Source organism: Methylovulum psychrotolerans (assembly GCF_002923755.1).
GTDB lineage: Bacteria > Pseudomonadota > Gammaproteobacteria > Methylococcales > Methylomonadaceae > Methylovulum > Methylovulum psychrotolerans.
On record NZ_PGFZ01000001.1, the window covers coordinates 512,009 to 536,498 of the forward strand.

At 50.2% G+C, this 24,490-nt stretch carries 24 protein-coding genes and 1 pseudogene; 9 read left to right on the forward strand and 16 right to left on the reverse strand.

Translation table 11 applies throughout. From position 1 onward, the window contains the following. The coding region (locus AADEFJLK_RS24975) for a hypothetical protein (RefSeq protein ID WP_211299131.1) at nucleotides 1-219 on the reverse strand (219 nt) is incomplete at its 3' end. Here AADEFJLK_RS24975 and AADEFJLK_RS02405 point away from each other — a divergent pair. The 3 genes from AADEFJLK_RS02405 (at nucleotide 218) to AADEFJLK_RS02415 (ending at nucleotide 3,507) form a co-directional block, all read left to right on the forward strand. Further along, complete coding sequence (locus AADEFJLK_RS02405) at nucleotides 218-1,624, forward strand: amino acid permease (protein ID WP_211299132.1); 1,407 nt, start codon at nucleotides 218-220, stop codon at nucleotides 1,622-1,624. The genes AADEFJLK_RS24975 and AADEFJLK_RS02405 overlap by 2 nt on opposite strands. Nucleotides 1,625-1,787: 163 nt before the next feature. Beyond that, entirely contained in the window at nucleotides 1,788-2,282 is a 495-nt protein-coding gene (locus AADEFJLK_RS02410) for a hypothetical protein (protein WP_103973177.1), read from the forward strand. Further along, nucleotides 2,272-3,507: a (Fe-S)-binding protein gene (locus tag AADEFJLK_RS02415; protein WP_249027955.1), complete on the forward strand. Its 1,236-nt coding sequence runs from the start codon at nucleotides 2,272-2,274 to the stop codon at nucleotides 3,505-3,507. Before AADEFJLK_RS02410 ends, AADEFJLK_RS02415 begins: the two co-directional genes overlap by 11 nt. Here AADEFJLK_RS02415 and AADEFJLK_RS02420 read toward each other — a convergent pair. Next, nucleotides 3,496-5,055, reverse strand: coding sequence for a fused MFS/spermidine synthase (locus AADEFJLK_RS02420; protein WP_103973179.1), 1,560 nt, complete (start codon nucleotides 5,053-5,055; stop codon nucleotides 3,496-3,498). The two genes, AADEFJLK_RS02415 and AADEFJLK_RS02420, sit on opposite strands and share 12 nt — an antisense overlap. A 222-nt stretch (nucleotides 5,056-5,277) precedes the next feature. On the opposite strand from AADEFJLK_RS02420, the gene AADEFJLK_RS02425 reads away from it, so the two are divergent. Continuing rightward, complete coding sequence (locus tag AADEFJLK_RS02425; protein WP_103973180.1) at nucleotides 5,278-5,709, forward strand: hypothetical protein; 432 nt, start codon at nucleotides 5,278-5,280, stop codon at nucleotides 5,707-5,709. A gap of 21 nt (nucleotides 5,710-5,730) precedes the next feature. Here AADEFJLK_RS02425 and AADEFJLK_RS02430 read toward each other — a convergent pair whose 3' ends face one another. From AADEFJLK_RS02430 to AADEFJLK_RS02465, 8 genes are all read right to left on the reverse strand, one after another. Beyond that, nucleotides 5,731-6,630 carry an FAD:protein FMN transferase gene (locus AADEFJLK_RS02430; RefSeq protein WP_103973181.1) on the reverse strand — a complete coding sequence of 300 codons (900 nt, stop codon included), beginning with the start codon at nucleotides 6,628-6,630 and terminating at the stop codon, nucleotides 5,731-5,733. A 6-nt stretch (nucleotides 6,631-6,636) separates the two neighbouring features. After that, nucleotides 6,637-9,297, reverse strand: a complete 2,661-nt coding sequence (locus tag AADEFJLK_RS02435; RefSeq protein WP_103973182.1) for a DUF3570 domain-containing protein — start codon at nucleotides 9,295-9,297, stop codon at nucleotides 6,637-6,639. A gap of 139 nt (nucleotides 9,298-9,436) precedes the next feature. Further along, the gene (locus tag AADEFJLK_RS02440) at nucleotides 9,437-9,655 is read right to left on the reverse strand and encodes a DUF4266 domain-containing protein (RefSeq protein WP_249027956.1); all 219 of its coding nucleotides are present in this window, start codon (nucleotides 9,653-9,655) and stop codon (nucleotides 9,437-9,439) included. Between the two features lie 15 nt (nucleotides 9,656-9,670). Then, the gene (locus AADEFJLK_RS02445; protein ID WP_103973183.1) at nucleotides 9,671-10,177 is read right to left on the reverse strand and encodes a TlpA disulfide reductase family protein; all 507 of its coding nucleotides are present in this window, start codon (nucleotides 10,175-10,177) and stop codon (nucleotides 9,671-9,673) included. 44 nt (nucleotides 10,178-10,221) lie between these two features. Beyond that, on the reverse strand, nucleotides 10,222-10,668 hold the full coding sequence (locus tag AADEFJLK_RS02450) for a hypothetical protein (RefSeq protein ID WP_103973184.1): 447 nt from the start codon (nucleotides 10,666-10,668) through the stop codon (nucleotides 10,222-10,224). Nucleotides 10,669-10,693: 25 nt separating this feature from the next. Then, the gene (locus AADEFJLK_RS02455; RefSeq protein WP_103973185.1) at nucleotides 10,694-11,131 is read right to left on the reverse strand and encodes a hypothetical protein; all 438 of its coding nucleotides are present in this window, start codon (nucleotides 11,129-11,131) and stop codon (nucleotides 10,694-10,696) included. A gap of 223 nt (nucleotides 11,132-11,354) precedes the next feature. After that, the gene (locus AADEFJLK_RS02460) at nucleotides 11,355-12,173 is read right to left on the reverse strand and encodes a HEAT repeat domain-containing protein (protein ID WP_103973186.1); all 819 of its coding nucleotides are present in this window, start codon (nucleotides 12,171-12,173) and stop codon (nucleotides 11,355-11,357) included. Nucleotides 12,174-12,391: 218 nt separating this feature from the next. Beyond that, nucleotides 12,392-13,312 carry a hypothetical protein gene (locus tag AADEFJLK_RS02465; RefSeq protein WP_103973187.1) on the reverse strand — a complete coding sequence of 307 codons (921 nt, stop codon included), beginning with the start codon at nucleotides 13,310-13,312 and terminating at the stop codon, nucleotides 12,392-12,394. A gap of 135 nt (nucleotides 13,313-13,447) precedes the next feature. Between AADEFJLK_RS02465 and AADEFJLK_RS23810 the strand changes: the two genes are divergently transcribed. Next, a complete protein-coding gene (locus tag AADEFJLK_RS23810) occupies nucleotides 13,448-13,657 on the forward strand; it encodes a hypothetical protein (RefSeq protein WP_146054492.1) in 210 nt (69 codons plus the stop codon). 196 nt (nucleotides 13,658-13,853) lie between these two features. On the opposite strand, the gene secA is transcribed toward AADEFJLK_RS23810, so the two are convergent. After that, entirely contained in the window at nucleotides 13,854-16,574 is a 2,721-nt protein-coding gene (secA, locus tag AADEFJLK_RS02470) for a preprotein translocase subunit SecA (protein ID WP_088619055.1), read from the reverse strand. Between the two features lie 331 nt (nucleotides 16,575-16,905). Between secA and AADEFJLK_RS02475 the strand changes: the two genes are divergently transcribed. Together AADEFJLK_RS02475 and AADEFJLK_RS02480 are read left to right on the forward strand one after the other, a co-directional pair. Next, a complete protein-coding gene (locus AADEFJLK_RS02475) occupies nucleotides 16,906-17,496 on the forward strand; it encodes a DUF502 domain-containing protein (RefSeq protein WP_103973188.1) in 591 nt (196 codons plus the stop codon). Nucleotides 17,497-17,541: 45 nt separating this feature from the next. Beyond that, nucleotides 17,542-17,748 (forward strand): hypothetical protein, encoded by a 207-nt coding sequence (locus AADEFJLK_RS02480; RefSeq protein WP_088619057.1) that lies wholly within the window; start codon nucleotides 17,542-17,544, stop codon nucleotides 17,746-17,748. A gap of 108 nt (nucleotides 17,749-17,856) precedes the next feature. On the opposite strand, the gene AADEFJLK_RS02485 is transcribed toward AADEFJLK_RS02480, so the two are convergent. The 3 genes from AADEFJLK_RS02485 to AADEFJLK_RS02495 all read right to left on the reverse strand — a co-directional run bounded on the left by AADEFJLK_RS02485 (nucleotide 17,857) and on the right by AADEFJLK_RS02495 (nucleotide 20,990). Beyond that, a complete protein-coding gene (locus AADEFJLK_RS02485) occupies nucleotides 17,857-18,861 on the reverse strand; it encodes a class 1 fructose-bisphosphatase (RefSeq protein WP_088619058.1) in 1,005 nt (334 codons plus the stop codon). Nucleotides 18,862-19,089: 228 nt separating this feature from the next. Continuing rightward, nucleotides 19,090-19,359: a SemiSWEET transporter gene (locus tag AADEFJLK_RS02490; RefSeq protein ID WP_088619059.1), complete on the reverse strand. Its 270-nt coding sequence runs from the start codon at nucleotides 19,357-19,359 to the stop codon at nucleotides 19,090-19,092. Between the two features lie 95 nt (nucleotides 19,360-19,454). Then, nucleotides 19,455-20,990, reverse strand: coding sequence for a hypothetical protein (locus AADEFJLK_RS02495; protein WP_103973189.1), 1,536 nt, complete (start codon nucleotides 20,988-20,990; stop codon nucleotides 19,455-19,457). Nucleotides 20,991-21,876: 886 nt separating this feature from the next. On the opposite strand from AADEFJLK_RS02495, the pseudogene AADEFJLK_RS26025 reads away from it, so the two are divergent. Continuing rightward, nucleotides 21,877-22,052, forward strand: a pseudogene (locus tag AADEFJLK_RS26025) (response regulator transcription factor). Between the two features lie 23 nt (nucleotides 22,053-22,075). Here the strand turns inward: AADEFJLK_RS26025 and AADEFJLK_RS02505 are convergent. Continuing rightward, nucleotides 22,076-22,555, reverse strand: coding sequence for a sterol desaturase family protein (locus tag AADEFJLK_RS02505; RefSeq protein WP_103973190.1), 480 nt, complete (start codon nucleotides 22,553-22,555; stop codon nucleotides 22,076-22,078). Nucleotides 22,556-22,562: 7 nt separating this feature from the next. Next, nucleotides 22,563-23,477, reverse strand: coding sequence for an oxygen-dependent coproporphyrinogen oxidase (gene hemF, locus AADEFJLK_RS02510; protein ID WP_088619063.1), 915 nt, complete (start codon nucleotides 23,475-23,477; stop codon nucleotides 22,563-22,565). 253 nt (nucleotides 23,478-23,730) lie between these two features. On the opposite strand from hemF, the gene AADEFJLK_RS02515 reads away from it, so the two are divergent. Next, nucleotides 23,731-24,411 carry a DUF2231 domain-containing protein gene (locus tag AADEFJLK_RS02515; RefSeq protein ID WP_088619064.1) on the forward strand — a complete coding sequence of 227 codons (681 nt, stop codon included), beginning with the start codon at nucleotides 23,731-23,733 and terminating at the stop codon, nucleotides 24,409-24,411. Nucleotides 24,412-24,490 lie beyond the last annotated feature (79 nt).

The following is a 24,490-nucleotide window of genomic DNA, read 5'->3' on the forward strand; positions in this document are numbered from 1 at the left end:
CCGACCCCCGACAAAACCGAGAAGCGCAGGATCAAGCGGCAATCGGGCCGCCTTTTCTTTGGATACTTTCTTTTGGCGGAGCAAAAGAAAGTATCTCGCCTTCGGGTGCGAGAACCCGATTAAAAAACCGTCGCGATAGCGACTCATTGCTGCATTTTTCCAATATCGCAAAAATGACTGCGTAATATCAGCTATCTTCAATTCAGGGAGCTTTCTCATGACACTGCAAATTTTCCGTACAAAAGAGGTTATTTCACACGAAGAGGCTGAACATGGGCTGAAGCGTTGCCTTTCCGCTTGGGATTTGGCGTTTTTGGGCATAGGGGCGATTATCGGTACGGGCATATTTGTGTTGACCGGCGTAGCGGCGGCGACGCAATCAGGGCCGGCTGTGGTCGTGTCGTTTATCATCGCAGGTTTTGCCTGTGCGTTTGCCGCCCTATCCTACGCCGAACTATCCGCCGCCATCGGCGGTTGCGGCAGCGCTTACGGCTACAGCTATGTGGCGTTCGGCGAACTTTGGGCGTTTATTATCGGCTGGGATTTATTGCTGGAATACAGCGTTTCGGTGGCGACCGTGGCGGTCGGTTGGTCGGGCTATTTTAATACCGCCCTCACCGCTATCGGCATACCGTTGCCCGATTTGCTGACCAAAGCCCCAAAAGACGGTGGCATGATCAACTTACCCGCATTTTTGATAATTCTATCGCTGATGGGGCTATTAATAGCGGGGGTAAAGCACAGTGCCAAAGCCAATAATGCCATGGTTTTTGTCAAGCTGATCACCATTACGGTATTTGTCGCGGTCGCCCTGTTCAATATCCACCCCGAAAACTGGCATCCGTTCATGCCGTTTGGCTGGTTCCAAACCCTGCCCGACGGTAAAACCACGGGGGTGTTGGCGGGTGCGTCCTTAGTCTTTTTTGCTTATGTCGGTTTTGATGCCGTCTCCACTGCATCTGAAGAAGCCCAACAACCGCAACGGGATTTACCGATTGGCATTGTTTCGTCGTTGGCGTTTTGCACCATCATCTACATTATTGTTGCCGGCTTGCTGACCGGGGTCGTGCCATACACCGATCTGAACGTCCCTTCACCCGTTGCCCATGCGTTGCAGCAAATAGGGATCAATTGGGCTTCGGCACTGATTTCCACCGGTGTCATCGCGGGGCTGACCACGGTCATGCTGGTCTTGTATTACGGCCTGACCCGTATTGTTTTGGCGATGTCCCGCGACGGTTTGTTGTCTTCTTTATTCGATTACGTCCATCCCAGCACCCAAACCCCCGTGCGCATTATTGTCGTCTGCGGTGTGGTCATGGCCATTATGGCAGGGCTAATGCCCTTGAACATCTTGGCGGAATTGGTCAATATCGGTACGTTGGCAGCGTTTGTGCTGGTGTGTTTAGGGGTGATTGTCTTACGCATCACCAAACCGGACATGCACCGCCCGTTCCGCGCCCCGTTCGGCTTTACCCTACCCGTATTGGGCATGATCTCCTGCTCGGCATTAATGGCTTTCTTACCCGCCATCACTTGGTTACGCTTTTTCGTCTGGTTAGTGCTGGGATTGATCGTTTATTTCACCTATTCGGCCCATAACAGCAAATTGGCTCAAGAATAACCTATAGCAACGGCATGGACATACAAACTGCCCATGCAAATGGGCGGTTTTCAGGCAGTGAACCAAACTTTAAGAAAACAAGCGCTAATCTTAGCGCCGCCCTTCACCCAAGCCCTGCCGAATTTGCTATCATAGAAGCTTTTTTACCGTTACAGGAATCACTATGCAGCCTCCTTTTGACCCCCAACGCTTACAAGCAGACCTTAGGATGCCGTGGCTAAGCGTGGCGGCGGCGGTGCTTGTGTCAATCGCCTTGGTGCTGGTCTGCCAACATTTCGGCGACAGCATCCAACAACCCTTACCCGATACGCCCCGTGAATGGTTAAGGACGGCCCTTTACGCCACCGCCATTGTCACCTTCCCTTTTACCAACCTGCTCCGGCACATCCAATTGCGCCTAAATCAAACCATGCCCTGCCCTTCAGACGCTTACCCGGCAACCGCTAAGCGGCGCTATTGGGTAACTGTTACAGTGTCTATGGCGTTGATACAAAGTCCGGTCATCTATGGCTTTGTCATGTTCTATTTCGGCGACCCGGTCAATACCCTGACCATTTTTACCCTGATGTCGGCCTTGGGCTTTTATCTGTACCGCCCAAAACCACAAGAGTACCAAGCACTGATGACGGCACTGGCCAGACAACACCATGATGAATGAGTTATTAAGCGATGCGGATTTGTGCGTTAAATGCGGCCTCTGTTTGCCCCATTGCCCTACCTATACCCACACTCAAAATGAAAACGAATCACCGCGCGGACGGATTGCCTTAATCCAAGCGTGGGCAGGACATAAGCTACCCGGCTCGGAAGCCTTATTTGCGCATATTGATAACTGCTTGTTATGCCGTGCTTGTGAACGGGCTTGCCCCGCCGTCGTACCCTATAGCCGCTTGATCGACAATTTCCGTAGCCACAGTCACAGCCACCGTTCGGTACGCGTGGCACTGCTAAAAAAAGTCGCGCATAACCAAAAAACCCGCCGTTGGGCGCAAACTGCTTTGCGCGTTTATCAAAGCAGCCACTTACAACAAACCGTCCGGCGGCTAAACTTGCCGAAACTATTGCGTTTACAGTCGTTAGAACGCCTGTTGCCTAGCCATTCTGAGCCGATTAGTCCCATTAACAGCTATTATCCGGCCACTGCCCCCGAACAAGGCCAAGTCGGCCTGTTTGTCGGCTGTTTGGGCGAATGGCTGGATCAGGAAACCGTCCACGCCGCCATTACCGTCCTGACCGCCGCCGGATTTGCCGTACACATCCCCACTACCCAGGCCTGTTGCGGCGCGTTGGCTTTGCACGATGGCGATTCAACCACCTCCAGCCACTTGGCGGCAACCAATATCGGCAGTTTTAGCGGTTTAACGCTGACGGCCATTGTCAGTATCGCCAGCGGTTGCGGTAGCCAATTACGCGACTATAACAATGCCGGGTTTGCGGGCAAAGTCATGGACATCAGCCATTTTTTAAGCCAATTCGGTGCTGCGCTAACGCCGCGCTTAAAGCCCCTGCCCAAAGCCGTTTGTCTGCATAGCCCTTGCTCGTTAAAAAACAGCCTGCGTACTGACCAAAGTGTGGTTAACTTATTGCAGAAAATCCCCGACTTAAATCTTGTCCCCTTACCCGACAGCGCACAGTGTTGCGGTTCGGCGGGCAGTTATCTGCTCGACCATCCGCAAATGGCCCAGACTTTATTAACTGCTGTCTTAGATCAAGCTTTAGCGCAACCGCCGGACATCTTGGTCAGCTCAAATATCGGCTGTGCCTTACATATCGCAGCGGGCTTGCGGGAACGGGGATTTACGTTGGAAGTCGTGCATCCAGTGGTGTTACTGGCGCGACAATTGACGGCACTAGCGCCTAAAGAAGGGGATTTAACGGATTAACAGTTCAGGCCCAAACCAATCGACAATCACATGCCGGTAATGTTCGGCTTTGGCGGTTTGTAAATGCTCTAAAGGATTCAGGTTATCGGTCAATAACACACCATTGCGGTTATCGACCGGAAACACCCGCTCTTTCAGCCAAGCCGATTGGCTGGCTAACAAGGCTTTAGCATCCAAATCAATCGGCTGCTTTTTGGTCGCCAAAAAGATGAAGTCGTTAAAATCGCGGCCCGGCTCGGAAATAAACACCGACTGCTGGGGGAAGACCTCCGCCAAGGTTTTGGAGACGGCGGCTAAAGTATTGCTATGCTCGCCTTGGGCAAAGGCGACAAAATTTAACGCCAAAATGCCTTGCTCGGCCAATAAGCCGTTTAACTGCGCCAAGGTCTCCACCGTCAATAAATGCGCGGGTTCCGAGCCGCCCGTAAAGCAATCATGGATAATCAGATCATAAGGCCCGGTCAGATGGCGGATTTCATAGCGGGCATCCCCGACAATCGCCTTACCTGTCGGCTGAAAGCCAAAATAATCACTGGCGGCTTGCGCCACCGCAGGGTCGATTTCCAATGTATCGGTGACTATGCCGTAACGGTCATGCAGGACTTTTGCCATGTGCCCTGCCCCCAGCCCAATAATCAGGGCGCGGGTCATTTTCTTCTCGGTTAAAGCCGGGATCAGGCCGACAATTTCCTGATAACTGAGACGGCTTTGCCCGTCACTGATACTGGACGCGCCAATTGTCGAAGCATCAGCCGTCAATAAGCGCAAATCCCGCGCTTTTTGGTCAATCACCCGCACCCAACCGTATAAGCTTTCTTGCTCAGATTGGATCTGGAATTGGTTGCTGCCCGTATAGCTATGCCCCGCCCCTATCACTTTCGGCAACATCGCCAAACTGATGACGGCAAGCACAAGGCTGGGCAGGATAGCAGTCGGGACTTGCAGCTTTTTCTGCTCATACACGGCAATCGCCAATGCCAGCACCAACAATAAAATCCCCGTACCGATAAGAATTTGCCGCGACCCGAGCAAAGGGAACAAAAAGAAGCCCAGCACTAACGTCCCAACCACACTGCCTAAGGTACTGACCGCATACATCGAACCGACGCTGTTACCCACCCCCTCCAATTGCGCCGTCGCCAACTTAATCGCAAAGGGGCCGACCATGCCTAATAAGGTCAAGCTGGGGGAAAATAAGATTAAGGCGCTGACAAACGCCCCGCCCCGCAAACCCAGCGGATCGGTGGCTAACAAGACCGTCCGCGTCAATAAAGGGATTAACAAGGTACAAATCGCCGCCAGGGCGATAATCAACGACAGCCCGGTGCGTTTTGACGTATCCGCCCAGCGTCCGCCAAGATAATAGCCAATAGACAGCGCGATCATCGTCACCGAAATCAGTGACGACCAAACATAGAGGCTAGCCCCATAAAATGGCGCGATCATCCGTGTGCCTAGCAGTTCGATCACCATGACCGACGCGCCGGTAATGAACACAGTAAGAAATAAGCCCGTCCGATGGAAAAGCTGGGTTGTGGTGTGGGTCATGGTCAATCTGCCAGATAGATATTTTGCTATGGATAAAGGAAGGAAGCCCGGCAACCCTGCAAAAACAGTCGCCACCACACATTTTTTGCAGGGTTATCACACAAAGGCTAAAATAAGGAACAACTAACTAATTGATAATGTTTATCTTTTTATTTAAAAAACTGGCTTGCTATTTGCTATGCCTCTTTTATAGCATTTAACCGTCACCCACAAGGAAACGACATGGCTGATTTCAGCACCGCCAATGACATTAATAGGCTCGCTATGGATTACGATAAACTGCTGATGCTGTTTAATACGTTTGCCCAGCGCGTCACCGCCCAAGAAAAACGCTTAGGCATACATTGCACACCGCCGCCTTACCTTGCTTATGGCGAATTCATTATTAAACTGGCCGGACACACCTTGCATTTCACGCTGGCCAGCTATATTAATGGCGGCGGCAAATTAGCCGGAAAAATCAGCTGCTACCAAGCACACAACTATCCCCAGCCGACGAAAGTAAAAATCGGCGCTTTTGCGTTTAACACCCAAGGCAACGCCGACTTAAGCACTATCGACACTAACAGTCGGGCTCTTAACCTCACCGAAGAAGCGGACACACTGGCGTTAATTATGCCATTTTTGGTAAAAAGCCTTGCCGAATCGGATTAGCCGAACGGACTAAGGGCTTAACTACCCTGCCAACAACGGCCCGCCTGCATTGCCTTCAACATCAAACCAGTAATGCGGTAAGCCCAAGGCCGCCAACCAAGCAGGGCCTTGGTCTTCTTTGAGCATGGCGATGGTGGCGGCACTGCCGCCAATAACACAAAACTCGCTCACCACACTGACCGCCGCCAAATGCCGGACTGGCCAGCCTGTTTTCGGGTTGAGGATATGGCCATAACGGATACCGTCAATCATCACGCAGCGCTCATAATCGCCGCTACTGGCTAACGCCCCCTGATGCAGGGATAAGGTGTCGAGCAAAGCGTCGTGCTGGCGCGGATGGCGGATACCGATACGCCAAGGCGTACCGTCAGCACGCGGGCCAATGATTTTAATGTCGCCACCCAGATTGACAACCCCATGGCGTATGCCCTGCGCCGCACACAGGGCCGCCGCGCGGTCAACAGCATATTCTTTGACAATACCGCCAAAATCAAGCTCCATACCCGGCACGGTAAAAGTCAATATCGGCTTGTGCCAGCGGACATGCTGCCAGCCGATGTGCGCCAACAATTCGGCGATAGTCTGTTCTTCGGGCAGTTTACCCGTATCAAAACGCCACGCTTTGCGTAACAGCCCTGAGCTGATGTCAAACAGCCCTTCGCTTTGCTGGTAACACGTCAGCGCATAATCCAGCAAACCCGCCGTTTCGGGATCGACTTCGATACTGCCGCCGCTGGCCGCAACCCGATTAATGGCCGACAAAAAACTATCGGGGCGGTAGCGCGAATAGCGGGCTTCCAAGCGGGCTATATCGGCAATCGCGCTATCGGCAACCTGTTTGGCCTGGGCTTGGGTCTTGGCGAAGAGCTGAATGTCGCAAGGCGTACCCATCGCCTTGAAGCCGCACTGATAAAATGCCATGCGCCGTTAAAACATCACACTCCATGTCGCCGACAAAGACCCTTCCCTTTCCAATTGGTAGCCGTTGACATCATCCTGCACCGGTTGTAGCCATTCCACGCCGATATTATTGCCTTTTAACGTACCCGCCGGCACGGTGTAGTTAAGGCCAAAACCGACATCCCAATAACGGCCACCGTAACTGCTGGTATAATCCATAGGGCCTGAGCTGTAATTAAGTTGCGAACCCGGATTGACATTCTTGACCAGAACGCCGTCAACCACGCCGGTAACCGGATTAAACCGCCCATCAATCTGCTGTTGTACCGTATAAAGCCCGCGTACCGATGCGGATAAGGCATGCGTTAAACTATAGCTACCCCACGCCGTGGTTTGAAAAACATCACCCAGCGCGTAACCGGAGCTATTATGGTTTTGCAGACGCGTAACCGCGCTAAATTGTCCGCCCCAAGACCAATCGTCCCACTGGCCGGTATATGTCAGACTGGGTTTAAAATCCCAAGTGCCGCTACCCAACTGCATCCCATAATGCAGATAGCCTTCGGCTTTACGGTGCATACGGCGGAGCATAATATCAGTGTCACCCGTAGGCGCACTTAAGCCTAACGTGGCATGGAAATGGTGGTCGCCGTTATCAAACAGCTTGAACAGCGCGTACATCCCCGTATCACCGATGCCGCCCGTGCGGTGACCGCCATGCAAATGGTCTTCGGTAACGTCAACCTTAACACCTTGCAAGGGACGCATATCCATATCCATATCCATAAATTGCGGCATCAGCATCACGTTCAGCCAATCGGTAGGCGCGTACATAATGTCGAGCATGTGCATACTCATATTCATATAGGCTGGGGTAACCCGACAGGTGTGGGTGTAACCTTGCGTACAGCCCTGGTTCTGGATTTGGCTATCGCTGGCCACACCAGTGCCATGCAGCGTATCGCCCGCTTGGCGGCTATACATATAACGGTAGCCAACCATTACATCGTTGGTTTTATGGAGCATGTGACCAAACATAATCCCCGCCGGGGCATGGCTATCGTGATGTGCGCCATGATGGGCATGGCTACTGGAGCTACTGCCGCCGCTATTCAACGCCTCTAAATTGACATTTAAGGAACCATTGACCAAATAATAATTAAAATCGCTGTAACTGCCTTCACCGCCGCCGCCCAATTTTAATGATCCTGCATGGGTATAGTATTCAAATCCTGCTTCCAGGCTTACCGCCTTGGAGAGCTTTTTATTAACCGTAATACCTCCGCTTAACGCCCCATAAGCGGATAGCCTCTGGTCACTGGAAAAATTGCTGGGCAATTTTTTAGGATCGTAATATTGTGCCGAATAAGAGCCGTCCGGATTTTGTACTGATTTATAATAACTTTGTTTAGAAATCAGATAAGGGGAGTAAAAGCTAGCCGCATCTTGGCTGTAATAACGCACTTTAGGGGTCACTGTCCAAGTCGACGCAATCGGCTGTACCCAATCCGCTTCGAACGTATGGGCATTAATGCCCCAATCGTCATGAAAAAACTGGTAATCCAGATGCAGGGCGGCATCGGCAAAACCAATATGTTGGATATATCGGCCACCTGCTGTGAATTGGTTGCGCTCATTGGGACGCTGCTCCAAAAAAGTTTTTACATCACCCAGAATGGCTTTAGGATGGCTCGGGTCGGCACCTAAAGCTGCCGGGTCGGCAAAGATAACCGTCACCGCCTTATAAGGATTAGCCATATAGCCTGAACTGTGCGTGTAACCGACATTGGCCGTAACTAAGGCATTTTTATTGAGAATTTGGCTCAATCCCAAACTCCCCGCCCAATCTTGACGGTTGCCGTGCAAGGTTTTAAAGCTGGCATTTTCGGTAATCTGTTGGGCAAACGCTGTTTGTATCACATAGGGTTCGGCATCATGATCCAGAATGGCCGACGTGTCGCTATTGGTATAACTAAGCCCAAAATCTACCGTCGTCAATTTTTGGTTAAAATCCAAACGGCCACCGACATTACCAAAGCTGGACACATAATCCGGCTCCACCGACAACCCGCCGCCGACATTAAGGGCGGCCTCATCCCATTCATAACTCAACTTAAAGTCACCCTGTTTACGGGTCTCCGGCGAAGCCATCGCTAAGACATGGACGGGTTGCAAAGTCCTTAACGTCCTCTTGCCCGTTACCAGGTCAAATGCAATAGGAATAAAGTTCTTGCTTAAATACATCGTAGTGTCAGTAATCGGCGAAGCGCCTGTGGTGATGCTTTTACCGGCTTTTGTATAATACTGAATGGGACTATTGCCCCCCACCGCCAAAGGTGAAGTGGTATAAGGCGTAGCGCCCGACCAAGTATCCTGGACATAATTAAACGCAAACTTAATCCGATCCGACAAACTTATCCGTGCCTTGCCCAACACACTATCGACTTCGATAGGGTGTAAGGTACTCTTAGCCCCATATAAATTACGCTTGCCTTCTTCATAATGGCTATACTGAAAATCGACCTCGTCGTCTTCCGCCGCCCCTGCCGCCATCGGCAACATCAACCCCGGCAACGCCAACGCCGCCACTGTCAACGCTTGTAACGCGGGGCTTGGTACTGTCGGCAACTTATACTCTGAACGGTCAAGTTTTCGGTTAATCCGTTCGTGGTGAGCCTGTCGAACCATGGGCGGATTAACCGTCCACCCTTCGACAGGCTCAGGGCGAACGGTTAATCCTAAAACCGAAAACTTGACCGTTTGAAGTATATCTTTTGGTTCTGCCGCGACCCAATCACCCCAAAAACGCCCAATGGCGTTTAAATATTTAGTAACAACCACAACCACCTCCGCTTGCCGACGTGCTGGCCGCTGCCGCTTCACGGCTACCATGGGTGTGTTCGCTTAACAGTGTTTGCATAGGCGTAGGCTCCACCGCCATAGATGCTTTAGCCAACGTACCGCGTTGCCAGGGCGCTACAGGTGCGCAAGCGCATAAGGCCAAAGCCACTATTATCACCATACCCCGCATTAGTTTACTGTCCATCAACCCCTAGCCCCATTAATGCTCGGCGAGCAATTTAATAACCAACTGTTTTAGTTCTTCGGCTTCGCCCGCCTTAAAGCCCAGATGAATATGCCGGATAACACCTTTACGGTCAATCAAATAAGACGAGGGCATGGCTTGCACAGAAAATAGCGGGGCGCATAGCCCCTGGGGGTCGGCGGCAATGGTAAAATTGGCGGGATATTTGGCCAGAAAACCTTGGGCATCAGCGGGGGTTTCATCCAAGTTAACCCCAACAATCTGCAAACCTTGGCCTTTCAATTCGCTGTGCAGACTATTCAAAAACGGGAACGACTTGGCGCACGGCCCACACCAAGAAGCCCAAAAATCGACATATAACACCTGCCCCCGCCATTGCTTTAAAGACAGGGGATTATGGTCGGTAAATGCGCTGAGCTGGCAATCTGGAGAAAGGTCGCCCTGCCCGGCGGCAATAGCCTCTTGTCCAAAAAGGCTTGTGAACACTAAACAACACAGCAGGGCTTTAATGCGCTTATTCATTTGTTATTATTTTTATTATTATTAATGGAGATACGGTTAGGCTGTTATTGGTTTTGCACCGTAGCGATGGTAGCGCCTGTCGCTTTGCCCGCACTATTTAAGCAGGCATAGGTCAGTGCGTAGTTTTCTGCACCTGCCCCGGCTTTATTAACCCTGACATCGTATACGCCATTGCCGCCTTTGACAATTGCCGCCGGACTGAGGGTAGTATCGGCATTTACGGCATCGGTGGTATTTTTCGCCAAAATACCTTTAATGACTTGGACACTCATCAGCGGCGAGGTGACCGAGGCTAAATTACGCACCGTCACTTTCAGATTATCCGTAACCCCGTTAGTATTGCTTGCGCAAGTAACCCGATAAAAATCTATCGCCCCGGCAGCACTGCCCAGCGCACCGTTTAAGTTAACAGCAAATGATGCGGGAGTGTACAGACAAAAGCCCAGCAACAGGCTGCTTGCCAAGGTCTTTGTTAAGATGCTTGTGTTCATAAAATATCCTCGTGCTTAACTGGCGTTACTGGTTAATGAGCTGAAAAATATCAGTGCCGTTATGTTGCTGGTCACTGGTTTGGCAATGATACTGCAACGAGTAATTCGCCACCCCTGCCCCCGTTTTGTCCACGGTCAGATAAAAAAAGCCATCCGTACCCGGTTGATAAATGCCCGGACTATAAGTGGCATTACCATTAACCGCATCAGTAGTATTGGTCGCGGTATTATCACGGATCGCTTGGACGCTGACCTTAGGGGTGTTGGTGGATTTGTTTATGACAGCCACATAGAGATGGGCGGTAGGGCCGCTGCCATCATCGTAACAATGCACCTGATAGTAATCGACCGCCGTGGCGGCTGAACCTAAAGAACCGGTAATGTCATGGGCATTCGCCATTTTGGCCTGCCCTAAGGCGGTAAATGCTGCCACAGCAGCTAACAACAGCGTGGTTTTTTTCATTATGTTTCCTCGTGGGTTAAGTTATATACTCTGAACGGTCAAGTTTTCGGTTAATCCGTTCGTGGTGAGCCCTTCGACAAGCTCAGGAGAGCCCTGTCGAACCATGGGCGGATTAACCGTCCAGCCTTCGACAACCAACGGAAGTCCCTGTGGGACAAGCTCAGGCCGAACGGTTAATCCGAAAATCTGACCGCTTAAAGTATAGCATCAGGTACACGGGCATTTATTGGGAAGCTAAGGTTTCTAACTTACTTGCCGCCGCAGCGCGTACCGCCTCATCACTATCATCTAGTGCTTGTTGTAATAAAGCCTGATGATTATCGGCACTATCGACCACCATCAAACGTACTGAAGCATCACTGTCCTGTAAGGCCGTCGCCAACCCATCCGCCGCTTCGGCATCATCGTATTTAGCCAAAGCGAACACCGCTTGCGCCCTGACTTCAGCAGATTGGTCGGCTAAGGCGGCCGCCACGGTTTTGCGGATAGCCGGATCATTTTTCGCCGGCTGTACGGCCAGCGTGGCAATAGCATTGGCACGGCTTTCAGGGTCATTAGCCTGTGCTTGGGTAAGCAGTTTGCCAGTATCTATCGCCGCCAACATTTGCATCATCGGGCTACTGTCTGGTTTTTGTTCAGCCACTGGCGGCAATATCTGTATACCATCATGGCTATCGGTATCGCCATACGTCCTAACCACCCAGACTTCTTCAAGCACTTGGGCGCGTTTAGCCACAGGGCCTACCTGTCCGTAACGGAAAACCAAGTCGGCTTTCGCTTCCAGCAGACAGTCAAAAAGTTGTTTCGCATCGGCAACGTTACACGTTGCGGTCACGGAATTTTTCGGCTCATCGGCAATATGGATGACGATGCCCGTTGTGTCGGCAATCGCCTTAAGCACCTCGGTCAGAGGCTTGTGCGCGACCGCCAGTTCAAAGTGCGGGGGCATAGCTTGGCTGACATGAAAATTAATGGCGTTATCATTCGCCGAGACTAGCGAAGAAGCCAATAAGCCGCCACAGATTGCCAATATTTTATCCATAAATTTATGAATACCCACCACCCTTGAAAATAAAAAACCACGGGCCCGAAAACCCGTGGTTAAAATGTTTACACTATAGCAGTTTTTAGAAAAAAATTCGCCATTCCAGCTTGTTGACGGCGTTGCACCCTCTGCCTGAACGAATAATTTACTGCCCGAAGGCTCGGACGACACACCGGAAAACCTAAGCTAGGGTCGGCGTGGGCTTATGCTGAGAATTAATTAGTAGAAGGCCAGAATACTTTAGGTGCGCCAGTTGGTGCAGGGCCAAATGGAATTGGCAGGTTAGCATCAATATCCGCATCCGCAGGCTCGATAACTAAGTTATAACCGGCACCGCAACCTGCTGGCAGCGGATTAGTAGTCAAATTACGCGCAATAGTCATAGTCGGCCAGTAGAATTTGCCCGCATCCATGTCCGCTTGGTTATAAGGCATCACGAATGAGTCATTGAATTTGGTGGTCATGTGGCCTATCCAAATATCGGCTCTGGCAGGATTGGCGTTATTGCCTTTGCCATTCATACACCAGTTAGCTGTTGCCACGCGTACTTTCAGGCTGATGGCGCAAGAAGTCGGTTTAAAAGCAACCGGCCCGACTCTGAATGGCGCCAAGGAGTTAGAGCTGTTCACAGATTGATAAATAGGTGCTGAAGCATAAGGTTTTGGGCCGTTGTGGCTGGCAAAACCTCTGTTAATGACAGTACCGGCAGCGTTTGTACCAATTTTAGCAATAAAGTTAGGGAACAGGTTAGGTTGAACCAGACCCAATCCTAAGTTAGTGAAGCCCGCGCCTGCAACAGAGCCGACGATGTCATTTGACAAACCGACCGAAGGGTCAACCGTGGCAAGAACCGCACCTGTTGTAGGGTCTAATTGGGTAACAACCGCCATAGTCGGATCGGGTGAGTTTGGAAACAGTGCTGAAGCGGCAATAAGATCAAGGCGGGTAGTCGGAGTGCCTTCAGCTACGGCATTGGTAGCGCAACCGTGGCTAATATTGACCGCATTGTAAGACACCACGCCTTCTTGGACGACATCACGGATACCGGTATGTGCCGATACGCTTTGTGCAGCCATAGCAACTAAAGCCGTTGCGGATACTAGAGCCAGTTGTTTTGCCAAATCATGTTTTTTCATCAAGTCCTCCTGCGGACATTTATTAGTATATTAGAAAAGCAAATAAGAAAGGCGGCGACGCATTTTTTATTCACAATTACAATAAAGCACTATGTATGCCAACAGAAAACTGATTATCGCAAATAACATAACAAATTGAAAACAAATGATATAATAATAAAAAGCTCGCTTTCGGTGGGGTATACCCATAAAAATAAAGTGGTAATGCGTTGGCTAAAACCCATTGATGGACAGCATAAATCTAAACTGGAAGCTGAAAAAATGTGGCATATCACACACTTTTTTGGCAACGCCCCTTATCCATACCTTGATTTACAAGCCCCAATAAAAAAAATAGGGATATGACACATAAAACTGCGTTAAATAACACAGTTTAATTAAGCGTATGGAGCCGCTTAGCAGGGCTGTCAAAATATCCGGTCAACGTCGCCCCCCAATCTGAACCCCATAAAAAAGCCGTAAACGCTGAATTCGCGTTTACGGCTTTCAATAACAGCTCAGGGGGCTTGGTTTACACCAAAACCCACGCCTGCTGGCCTACTTAGCTGATCTTGCCATGGCATTGCTTATATTTTTGCCCAGACCCGCAAGGGCAAGGATCGTTACGGCCTATGCTAGGGTCAATGCCGGCCAGCAACTGCTCGCCGTTATTCTCATCCATTTCCCATTGCGCGGCGGCATCATCGCCATCAAACATCGGGACTTGAGCATGTTCAAATTGCATGGTCTTAGGGACATACTGCATCTGCTCGTCAAGCACTTCAACATCACGGTCTTGCCTTAGCTGAATCTTAAACAAGATAGTGACCACCTCGTGCTTAATATGTTCAAGCAGGCTGTTAAACATTTCAAAGGCTTCGCGCTTATACTCCTGTTTAGGGTCTTTTTGCGCATAACCCCTAAAATGGATGCCTTGGCGCAAATAGTCCATCGCCGCCAAATGTTCTTTCCAATTGCTGTCCAACACCTGCAACATGATGGTTTTTTCAATATGCTGCATAATATCCAAGCCAATATTCTGCGCCTTGTCCTGGTGGTTTTGTTCCAGTATTTCGACAATTTTCTTGCGCAAAGACGTTTCCTGCAAAGAATGGTCGTCATCCAGCATTTTTCGGATCGGGATCTGGACATCAAACTCTTGCTGGATGTGAGTTTCCAAGTCTTCAACCAGCCACTGTTCCGCCATGGTTTTGGGCAGGATATACTCGGAAATGGCATGGTTGACGACATCTTCGCGGATGGCGGTGATGATGTCGGAAATTTCCGTCGCCGCCATAATTTCGTTACGCTGCGCGTAAATGACCTTACGTTGGTCATTGGCAACGTCATCATAAGCCAAAATTTCTTTGCGGATATCAAAGTTACGGCCTTCGACCTTGCGCTGGGCGTTTTCAATCGAGCGCGTCACCCAAGGATGTTCAATGGCTTCGCCGTTGCCCATACCCAGTTTCTGCATCAGCCCGGCCACCCGTTCCGAGGCAAAAATACGCATCAGATCGTCTTGCAGCGACAGATAAAAGCGGGTCGAACCCGGATCGCCCTGACGGCCTGACCGCCCGCGTAACTGGTTATCGATACGCCGCGATTCATGACGCTCAGACCCGACCACATGCAGGCCACCGCTGGCGATGACCGCATTATGGCGCTCTTCCCAAGCCGCCCGGACGGCGGCTTTTTGCGCTTCGCTGGCCTCAGGGCCTAAGGCTTTCAATTCCGCCTCAAGATTACCCCCCAAAACAATATCGGTACCGCGCCCGGCCATATTGGTGGCGATAGTGACCGCAAAGGGTTGCCCGGCCTGCTCAATGATATGCGCTTCCCGCTCATGTTGTTTGGCGTTCAGCACTTCATGCTTAATGCCTTGCTGTATCAACAGCGACGACAGCAGTTCGGAGTTTTCGATAGACGTGGTGCCGACCAAAACAGGCTGGCCCCGGCTGACGCATTCCTTAATATCATCGGCAACCGCCCGGTATTTTTCCTCAGCGGTCAAAAAGATCACGTCGCCCAAGTCGCGGCGTATCATTGGGCGATGGGTAGGGATAACCACCACTTCCAAACCATAAATTTTATTCAGCTCGAAGGCTTCGGTGTCGGCGGTGCCGGTCATGCCCGACAGTTTTTCATACAGCCGGAAATAATTTTGGAACGTGATGGAGGCGAGCGTTTGGTTTTCATTTTGGATGGTGACACGCTCTTTCGCTTCAATCGCCTGATGCAAACCTTCCGACCAACGCCGTCCTGGCATAACTCGGCCAGTAAATTCGTCAACAATAACCACTTCGTCGTTGGCGACAATATAATCGACATCACGCTTAAACAGGATATGCGCCCGCAACGAGGCGTTCAGGTAGTGCATAAGGCGGATATTGGTGGCATCGTACAGGCTAGTACCGCCGATCATCAGGCCGTGTTCGACCATCAACTCTTCGATACGCTCATGACCTTGCTCGGTCAAATGGATTTGCCGGGTTTTTTCATCCACCGTGTAGTCGCCGTGCGGGCTGTCTTTTTCCTGTGCTTTCAGGTACGGGATAATATCGTTAGCTTTGATGTAGATTTCGGTGCTGTCTTCGGTAGGGCCGGAGATAATCAACGGCGTTCTGGCTTCGTCAATCAGAATGGAGTCGACTTCGTCAACAATGCCGAAATACAGATCACGCTGGACTTTTTGGTCCAAGTTAAAGGCCATATTATCGCGCAGATAATCAAAACCGAATTCGTTGTTAGTCCCGTAAGTAATGTCGCAAGCATACGCTTTGCGGCGGCTTACCTGATCCATTTGCCCCAAAATCACACCCGTGGTCAAGCCCAGAAAAGCGTACAGCTTGCCCATGTTTTCGGCATCGCGCTTGGCCAGGTAATCGTTGACGGTCACAACATGGACACCCCGCCCAGGTAAGGCGTTCAGATAGGCGGCAAGCGTAGCCATAAGGGTTTTGCCTTCGCCGGTCTTCATTTCGGCAATCCTGCCGTCGTTCAAGACCATGCCGCCGATCAATTGCACATCAAAATGGCGCATACCGAACACCCGTTTGGAGGCTTCGCGGACGGCTGCAAACGCTTCAGGAATGAGGTTATCCAAGGTCTCGCCTGTTGCCAAACGGTCGCGGAATTCTTGGGTTTTGGCGGTGAGTTCGGTATCCGACAGCTTTTCATAGTCCGAATCTAAAGCATTGATCTTTTTGACCAGCTTTTTCTTTTTATTTATTAGCCTGTCGTTACGGCTCCCTACAACAAGTTTAACTAGCTTACCGAGCATGTGTTTTTCCGGTGTGAAAGTGGTAAATGGTTCAATCAAAGCCCCCGATTATATACCCTCTAGCGTATTAGTTACAGCGAAAACGCCCGATTGTTATATTCATCAGATGCTTGTGCTTGGGTCAAATAACGGTATTTATGGACGATAAGCCGCTAACTGTAGGAAATTGGCTTATAATTGGCTAGGCGGGCCGCGTTTTCGGCAGAGCCCAAACCCCTAACCGCCTGAAGAAAACCCATCTGGATGATGGCAATAACAATTATAAAATCGTCCCGCTGTCCATTGCGGGGCGCACCGTCCACCCTAACGGATATTTTTCCAGAGACGCACCATGCAAAACTACACCAAAACCCTGTTAAACTATTTTTTAATCGGCATCTTGGCGATCATCCCTATCGTGGTGATTTTACAGATCATCATTTTTATCGAAAAAATAGTCTCCGACTTATTTAGCATCGTTTATGATTACGCCGACAGCTATGTCTACACCGCGTTGTTTTTCGTCGTCAGCTTTACCATTGTGGTATCCATCGGGCAAAAAATCGTCAAAAAAGGCCGTCCTTGGGTCATCACCATTTTTGACCGGATTATTGCCAAAATCCCGTTCCTGAACACGGTCTACCGGGTCATCGGCAAACTCATCAATATGTTTTCCTCGCACGACCAGACGGTCGGCAAAGAAGTGGTGTATGTCGAATATCCTAGCCCCGGCATTTGGGTGCCCGCCTATGTCACTAACCACCATGAAGACAGATATGTGCTGTTTATCCCCACTTCACCGAACCCCACGTCAGGATTTACTGTTATTGTCCACCAAGCAAAAATCATCAAATCGGCGATGAATATTGAAGAAGCCACCAGCTTTATTGTCAGTGTCGGTGTCGATTACAATAAGTCGGCAGAAATGACGCAACTGCCGTAAGCGTTAACGCTTACCGCATGATTTTTTTACAGACCGGAGCAGACCATGAACCTCATCCTTAAAATACTCTTCTTACTCGCCGTATTCAGTATCGCGGGCTGTGATCTTATCGAAGATGATGACCTGCCCCCATTGAAGAAAGCCGTCAAAGGCGACCATGTAGAAAACCTCACGAAGGCCAGAATGGTCGAGCAAGCCCTGGAAGCGGGAGCGGTAAGACAGCGGGAGGCTATCAGCCAGCAAAACCAATAAGCCTCCACATAAAAAAACCCTCATATAGTTGGCTATATGAGGGTTTTAGCTTTTTTTGCCTAAGCTAGGCCAGGAACGCCGTCAAAATAACGGCTTGCTTGAAATCTGTTAAGCGTCCTGATGATAACGGATAATCCGCTCCACTTCGTTTTTTGAGCCTAAAATGACCGGCACCCGCTGGTGTACGCCAGACGGTTTAATGTCCAACACCCGTTCATAACCTGTCGTACACATCCCGCCCGCCTGTTCGATAATGAACGCCATAGGATTGGCTTCGTACATAATCCGCAGTTTGGCGGGTTTGGTCGGGTCACGGTTATCCAAAGGATATAAAAACACCCCGCCACGGTTCAGGATACGGTAGACATCGGCGACAAACGAGGCGACCCAACGCATATTAAAGTCTTTGCCGCGCACCCCTTCCTTACCTTGCAGACATTCGTCAATATAACGCTGGACTGGAGCTTCCCAGAACCGATGGTTAGACATATTAATCGCAAACTCGCCTGTTTCTTCGGGGATACGCATATTAGGGTGGGTCAGCATAAATTCGCCAATATCCTGGTCGAGCGTAAAGCCGTTCACACCTTGTCCGGTCGTTAAAATCAGCATGGTAGACGGACCATACAAGACAAATCCCGCACAAACCTGCTCGGCACCTTTCGCCAAGAAATCATCCAAAGTCGGCTCAATGCCTTCACGGCAACGCAATACCGAAAAAATCGTCCCGACCGCCAAATTGACATCAATATTGGACGAGCCGTCCAAAGGATCGAACATGACCAGATACTTGCCCTTGGTGTAATGCGCCGGGATAGTAATGACATCATCTATCTCCTCGGAAGCCATACCCGCCAGATGTCCCGTCCAAATTAACTGGTTAACCATAATATCATGCGTGATAATATCCAGCTTCTTCTGCACCTCACCCTGGACATTTTCCGAACCGGCACTGCCTAACACCCCAATCAACTGGCCTCTACTGACTTTATGGGCGATTTGCTTGCAAGCGGTGACGATATTATTCAGCAGCAAGGTAAAAGTGCCGGACGCATCGGGCCACTCGCGTTGCTGCTCTATAATAAATCGGGTTAATGTTACTTTGTTGCTCATACTGACTCTCTGTTCTGTTTAAAAATGAATGGTCCGGCACGGGTTGCCGAACCCCGCCAAGGCACACTTTAGCTGAGTCCGGCGGGATTTGTCTGTTAACCCGTTAACAAGGGATGGATATAGGGGCACGCAACCGCTAGGCATGGAGACGTTTGCGTTATGGGTCTGGCGGCATTGTTATTAGGGGGCGATGGAGGATAGGGGCAAACACCCAAAAGCTAAGCCAAATTATTTTTTTAAAAAGTGGTTATACACCTTAAACGACAGGATAGTTGCCGCCAGTATGAACGTGACAATATTAGCCAGCACAATGGCCTTGTCGGCGATATAAAGGCCATAGATTAACCAACAAAACACTCCGGCAGTAAACAGGCTGTACATACCCATGGACAGCGAATCGGTGTCACGCGTCTTAATGGTCAAAATGGCTTGCGGCAAGAATGAGCTGGTGGTCAGCACGGCGGCAATGTAGCCAATAATGTCAGGCGTTATTTCCATAGAGTAGGCAGTTTATGCTAAATGAGTTTGGCTGGTAGTCTAGTGAGTCGTTATCGGCCTGTCAATACAGGCGCTCTATCCACACGGCAATAGTATCATTTAACATCTGGCTTTGCTGTTTTGAAACGGACAGAGGCCCCTAAGAAGCCGAGAACGAAGAATGCTGTGCCGACCAAGGTAAAGCGCAGGTTAGTTTCTTGGAGGGTCAAATCGTCGGTTGCATACAGCATAATAATGACGGCGATTAATCCCCAAACAAAAAAACGCAATATAGCGGTTAAAATAAGCTTGCTTAAGGTTTCCGATTCGTCCACCGGCGTGTCCATCCGATAGGCCACAAAACCACAGATGAGCGCGGGCAAAATTCCCCAGCGCATGTGATCTATAAAACTTGCCAGAAAATTGAAATTATCTTTATAGTAAGTTAACTCAAGAATAAGCGTTGATGCCGTCGTGCTGACCATAAAGCCCATGATCATCATTGCCAGATAGAACCCATAGTTTAAGTCAGCTTGCACCTGTTGGTGCCTGAAAGCAAACCTGCGTAGGATAAAAGTAAAGGTTATCGGGAGGACATACATCAAAATGGCGTAAGCGACCCAGCGCAATGTCGTGTAATCAAAGTGCGCCAGCGGTTGGTCAGGAAATAGGAAGGCGTTGTGTAGCGCAACCGAAATCTCCCGTCCCAATATGACCCCAAGGGCCGTCGCCGCCATAAAAATCAGGATATATTTATACGCGTGTTGCAGGCGGGCTTCGTGGACATTGCCGCCGAGCTGTTTTACGGTTGCCCATAACTCATTTTCGCTGGCGCTCCCGAATACGACCAAGGCGGCGAGCAAGCGGCAGAGCAAGCCGGTAAGGTGGTCCAGTTCCTTTATCAGCTTAAGCGTCTTGGTATAGTGGGGCTCCGCTTCTTTCCAGATGACCACTTTTTCCGACATCGCATTGAAGGAGATACAAATTTCCCCCCATTGCAATGACGGCTCGGCGAATAAGCGCCGAAAAGACTGTTGGATGACATAGCTTTGTATTTGCTCAAAAAGTAGGCAATTGTGCGCCCATTTATACTCAACGGTGGTGCTGGATTTTTCGAAATCGCCCGAATCGATGCTCGCCACCAGCAAGCGCTTGCCGATTTGTGCCTTGAGGCTATCATCGACCGCAGACAAGCGCGCTGCAATGAGAGCGTTATAAACCTCCACCGCTTTTGTCGGTATAGCAAAAGCATCATGGATGCCGTCCCGCAAATTAAGCAAGGGATTGAGCTTACTTTCCCAATCCACAAGAAAAAGAAATAGTCCGGCGGCAACCAAAGGTATGAGGGTATTTCCGTCCAAGCCATTCAGGAGATTCAGTAGCCCTTGGGAACGGAAATTATTCACGATAAGCGTGACAAGCGGCTCTAAAGGCAACCACCGCCAAGTGAGCAAACCGAAAAGGGCCGCCATTAATGTGCAATACGAAGCAATCCCTAGCCAGTAAGTGCTCCTGCGGATAAAGTATTCGGGCAATGTCGGTTCAGAGCCCAATTGGATCCGGCGTTTTTGGAAGGATTGATAGGCAAAGAAGGATACTGCTAAGGCGCCAAGTAACTGCACCCCAAAAAAAATGAATTGTTCGCTAGCCATTGTGAAGGGGTTCCTTTATCTTAGGCGTTGTAAAGATTAACGCCTGTGCTTGGTTGCTATCAGGAGCCGCATAAATGGCACTGATTTTTCACACTACCATTTTGACAACTGCCGCCCAGTATTATAAGGCCCTATATGGGTTTTAGTGTCTTTTTATCCTTAAAAAATAGGCTCATATTGTGTTTTGAGGACAGGTGCAAATAAGGCATTAAAATTTTGGCCCTATATGCTGGTAGAAAACCCAACCCGCCGTATTCAGGCATTGCACCGGATTGAATGAGGCCAAATTCGACAGCCTGCTGCCGCATTTTGAAAAACACGGGTATACACGCTCCGTTGCACACAGAGACGTGCTTAGTTTGGACGTTAATTTGGATATTGTCTAATAGTTAAATGCGTCACTGCCATTAAATTAAGCGCCATAGCCGTTCATGCCGGGCTTATCCCCAAAACACAAGAAGAAGCGGGAGTAAATTAGATTAGAAAATAGAACTGCTTTTATTTGCCTTTGCTTGTTTAGGCCGGAACACGCTGTTTTCGAATTGCTGGTAAAAGATGATGGCGTAGGTTTTAATCAAAACCTTCCCACCGCTGGAACGGGTATCCTTTCCATGCGCGAGCGTACAGCTTCACTTCCCGTTGGCCTGTTTTTAATCGAAACTGCTGTAGGCCAAGGAACAACTATTACAATTACATAGAGGCCACGCAGGCCGGGGCGCTGTCCTATCTACTGAAAGATACCGACCCTGATGAATTGGTCGCGGCAATCCGCGCTGCCGCACGGGGCGAAAGCACTTTAAGTCCGCGCATTGCAACCCTGTTAATGACCGCTATGTCGCGCCGTCACCTTGATCGCGCCCTTCATGAAGAACTCAGTGACCGGGAGATGCAGGTTCTGTTGTTGCTTGCCCAAGGACTTGCCAATGTTTTGATTGCCGAGAAGCTGGTATTGGTGAAAAAACCGTAAAGTCCCACGTCAGCAACATCCTTTCCAAGCTTTATTTAACAGACCGCACTCAAGCAACGGCGTATGCGTGGCGGCACCGTTTGCTGACCCAGTAAGTTTTATGCGCAACACCTGCCGATTACGGCATGTTAATACGGGTGCCGAGCAAATAATCACACCACGGCCACGTCACGCACCAATTGCCGCTACAGGCGGCTTGCTGGCAAAGGTGATGGTCGTAATGCCAACGCAGATGCCGCCGCGCCCAGTCAGGATCCAGATGCCCCCGGCGGTGTTTGTAATAATACAGCGCCAGCGACAGATAAAGGCTCCAGGCCATTGCGGGTAGCAGCAACAATAACGGCAGATGCAACAGCACCAGGCCCAGCAAAACGGCCAGCTCTTTAGTTTGGGTATTCCAAACCGATAGCCTGATCGCCCGATAGCCGGGGTCAACCATAGCGCACCGGGCGCAGACCGCATGATGCTCATGTAAATGGTAAGCCCAAAAACTGGTAGGTTTAGCCCCTAAGCCATGCAGGATATACTTGTGCATCAGCCATTCTCCCGCATTGGCATATAGCAAACCCAGCAAAAACTGCATGGTTAACAGCAACATCGGCGACCTAAATGCCCAACCAATTTTGCGGCTTTAAATACTGCTCATACAGCGCCGCTTCGGGCGTACCTGCTTCTGGGTGCCAATTGTACCGCCAATGCGCCACGGGCGGCATGGACATTAAAATAGATTCGGTGCGGCCATTCGATTGCAGGCCAAACAGCGTACCCCGGTCATAAACCAAGTTAAACTCGACATAACGGCCCCGGCGATACAGTTGGAACTCGCGTTCACGCTCGCCGTAAGGGGTATCCTTACGTTTTTGCACAATCGGCAAATAAGCCTCAATATAATGGTTACCGACACTTTGCATAAAGGCAAAACATTGTTCAAAGCCCCCTTCGTTCAGGTCGTCAAAAAACAGCCCGCCCACGCCACGGGTCTCTTGGCGGTGGGTCAGGAAGAAATACTCGTCGCACCATTTTTTGTAAGTGCTGTACACGTCGTCACCAAAAGGGGCGCAGGCTTTTTGGGCTGTTTGATGCCAATAAATGACATCGTCATGAAACGGATAAAACGGCGTTAAATCAAAACCGCCGCCAAACCACCAAATGGTCGGCTCGCCCGGTTGCTCGGCAATTAAAAACCGGACATTGGCGTGCGATGTCGGTACATAAGGGTTTCTGGGGTGGATTACTAAGGACACGCCCATGGCATGAAAATGGCGGTTTGCCAATTCAGGACGCTTAGCGGTTGCCGAAGGCGGCAGGCTAATCCCCGACACGGCAGAAAAATTGACCCCGCCCTGCTCAAACACCTCACCGCCCGCCAGCACCCGCGTCCTACCGCCACCGCCTTCGGCACGTTCCCACAGCTCTTCGACAAACCGGGTCTCAGGCTCTTGGCTCTCCAGTGCCGAACAAATTTTATCTTGCAAATCAAGTAAGTAGTTTTTTACAGCGGTAATGTCATCAGTTTTCATGGCCGGGCCTGTCAGACGTGTTGAAGAAGGATTGGAATGCTATCAGCTTTCTTAGCAAATTCCCAAAAAATTCCATAATTATTTTAAGGTTAGTCTGGGCGGAAACAGCACAACGCTAGCGGCGTTTTTTTCACTGCTGCCGCAGCCAGTACGGTACGGCATTTGCACCCGCCAAAGCCTTATCATATTGCAATTCCCCCAATATCAGGTAGATTGTGCTTTTTAGCGACACTTTTTTCACTTTCCAACAGCTATGTATAATTTTTTATCTTTCCAAGTCCACGGCGGCGCGGATCATGGTGATAGCGGCGGCTTGGCGGATGGCCTGGTCAGCTTGCTGGGCTTTATTGAAGGGCTTACCGCCCAAAGCCCAAGCGGTATGTTTACGACCTTGTTACCGGGATTATCGGCAATGGCGAACATCCATCCGATGTTAGTGCATTTCCCCATTGCCTTTCTGGTGGCTTTTTTTATGATTGACAGCATAGCGACCCTGGCAAAAAAACCTACCTGGCGCATGGCCGCAACTTGGTTTTTATACTTAGGCACAGTGGCGGCGGGATTTACGGTCATGGCGGGCTTTATCGCCGCCGACTCCGTACCGCACGGCGATAACGTCCACGCCATTATGGAACGCCATGAACATTTTGGCGTCTGGGTCTTAGCCTTAGCCAGCATCCTCTCCATTTGGCGTAACCAAGCGGGAGTCGCCTTACGCGGCGCGGCCAACGGCTTATTTTTATTTGCCTCCGGGGTATTGTGTTTGCTGTTGGCCTTGGGTGCGGACTTGGGTGGCCTGATGGTCTACCACTACGGTGTGGCCGTCGCCGCCGTCCCGGTCACCGAAACGGCAACGGCGCATCATCATGACCATGCGGGGCAAGACCAAGACCATCATGAAGATGGGCATGGGCATGATGAACACCCACAATAGCCTCCCGAAACGTTATCCCAGCCCGCTTAATAGCCTTTAAAACCTTGTTAAGCGCTAGATAACGCTTTTATTGTCATAA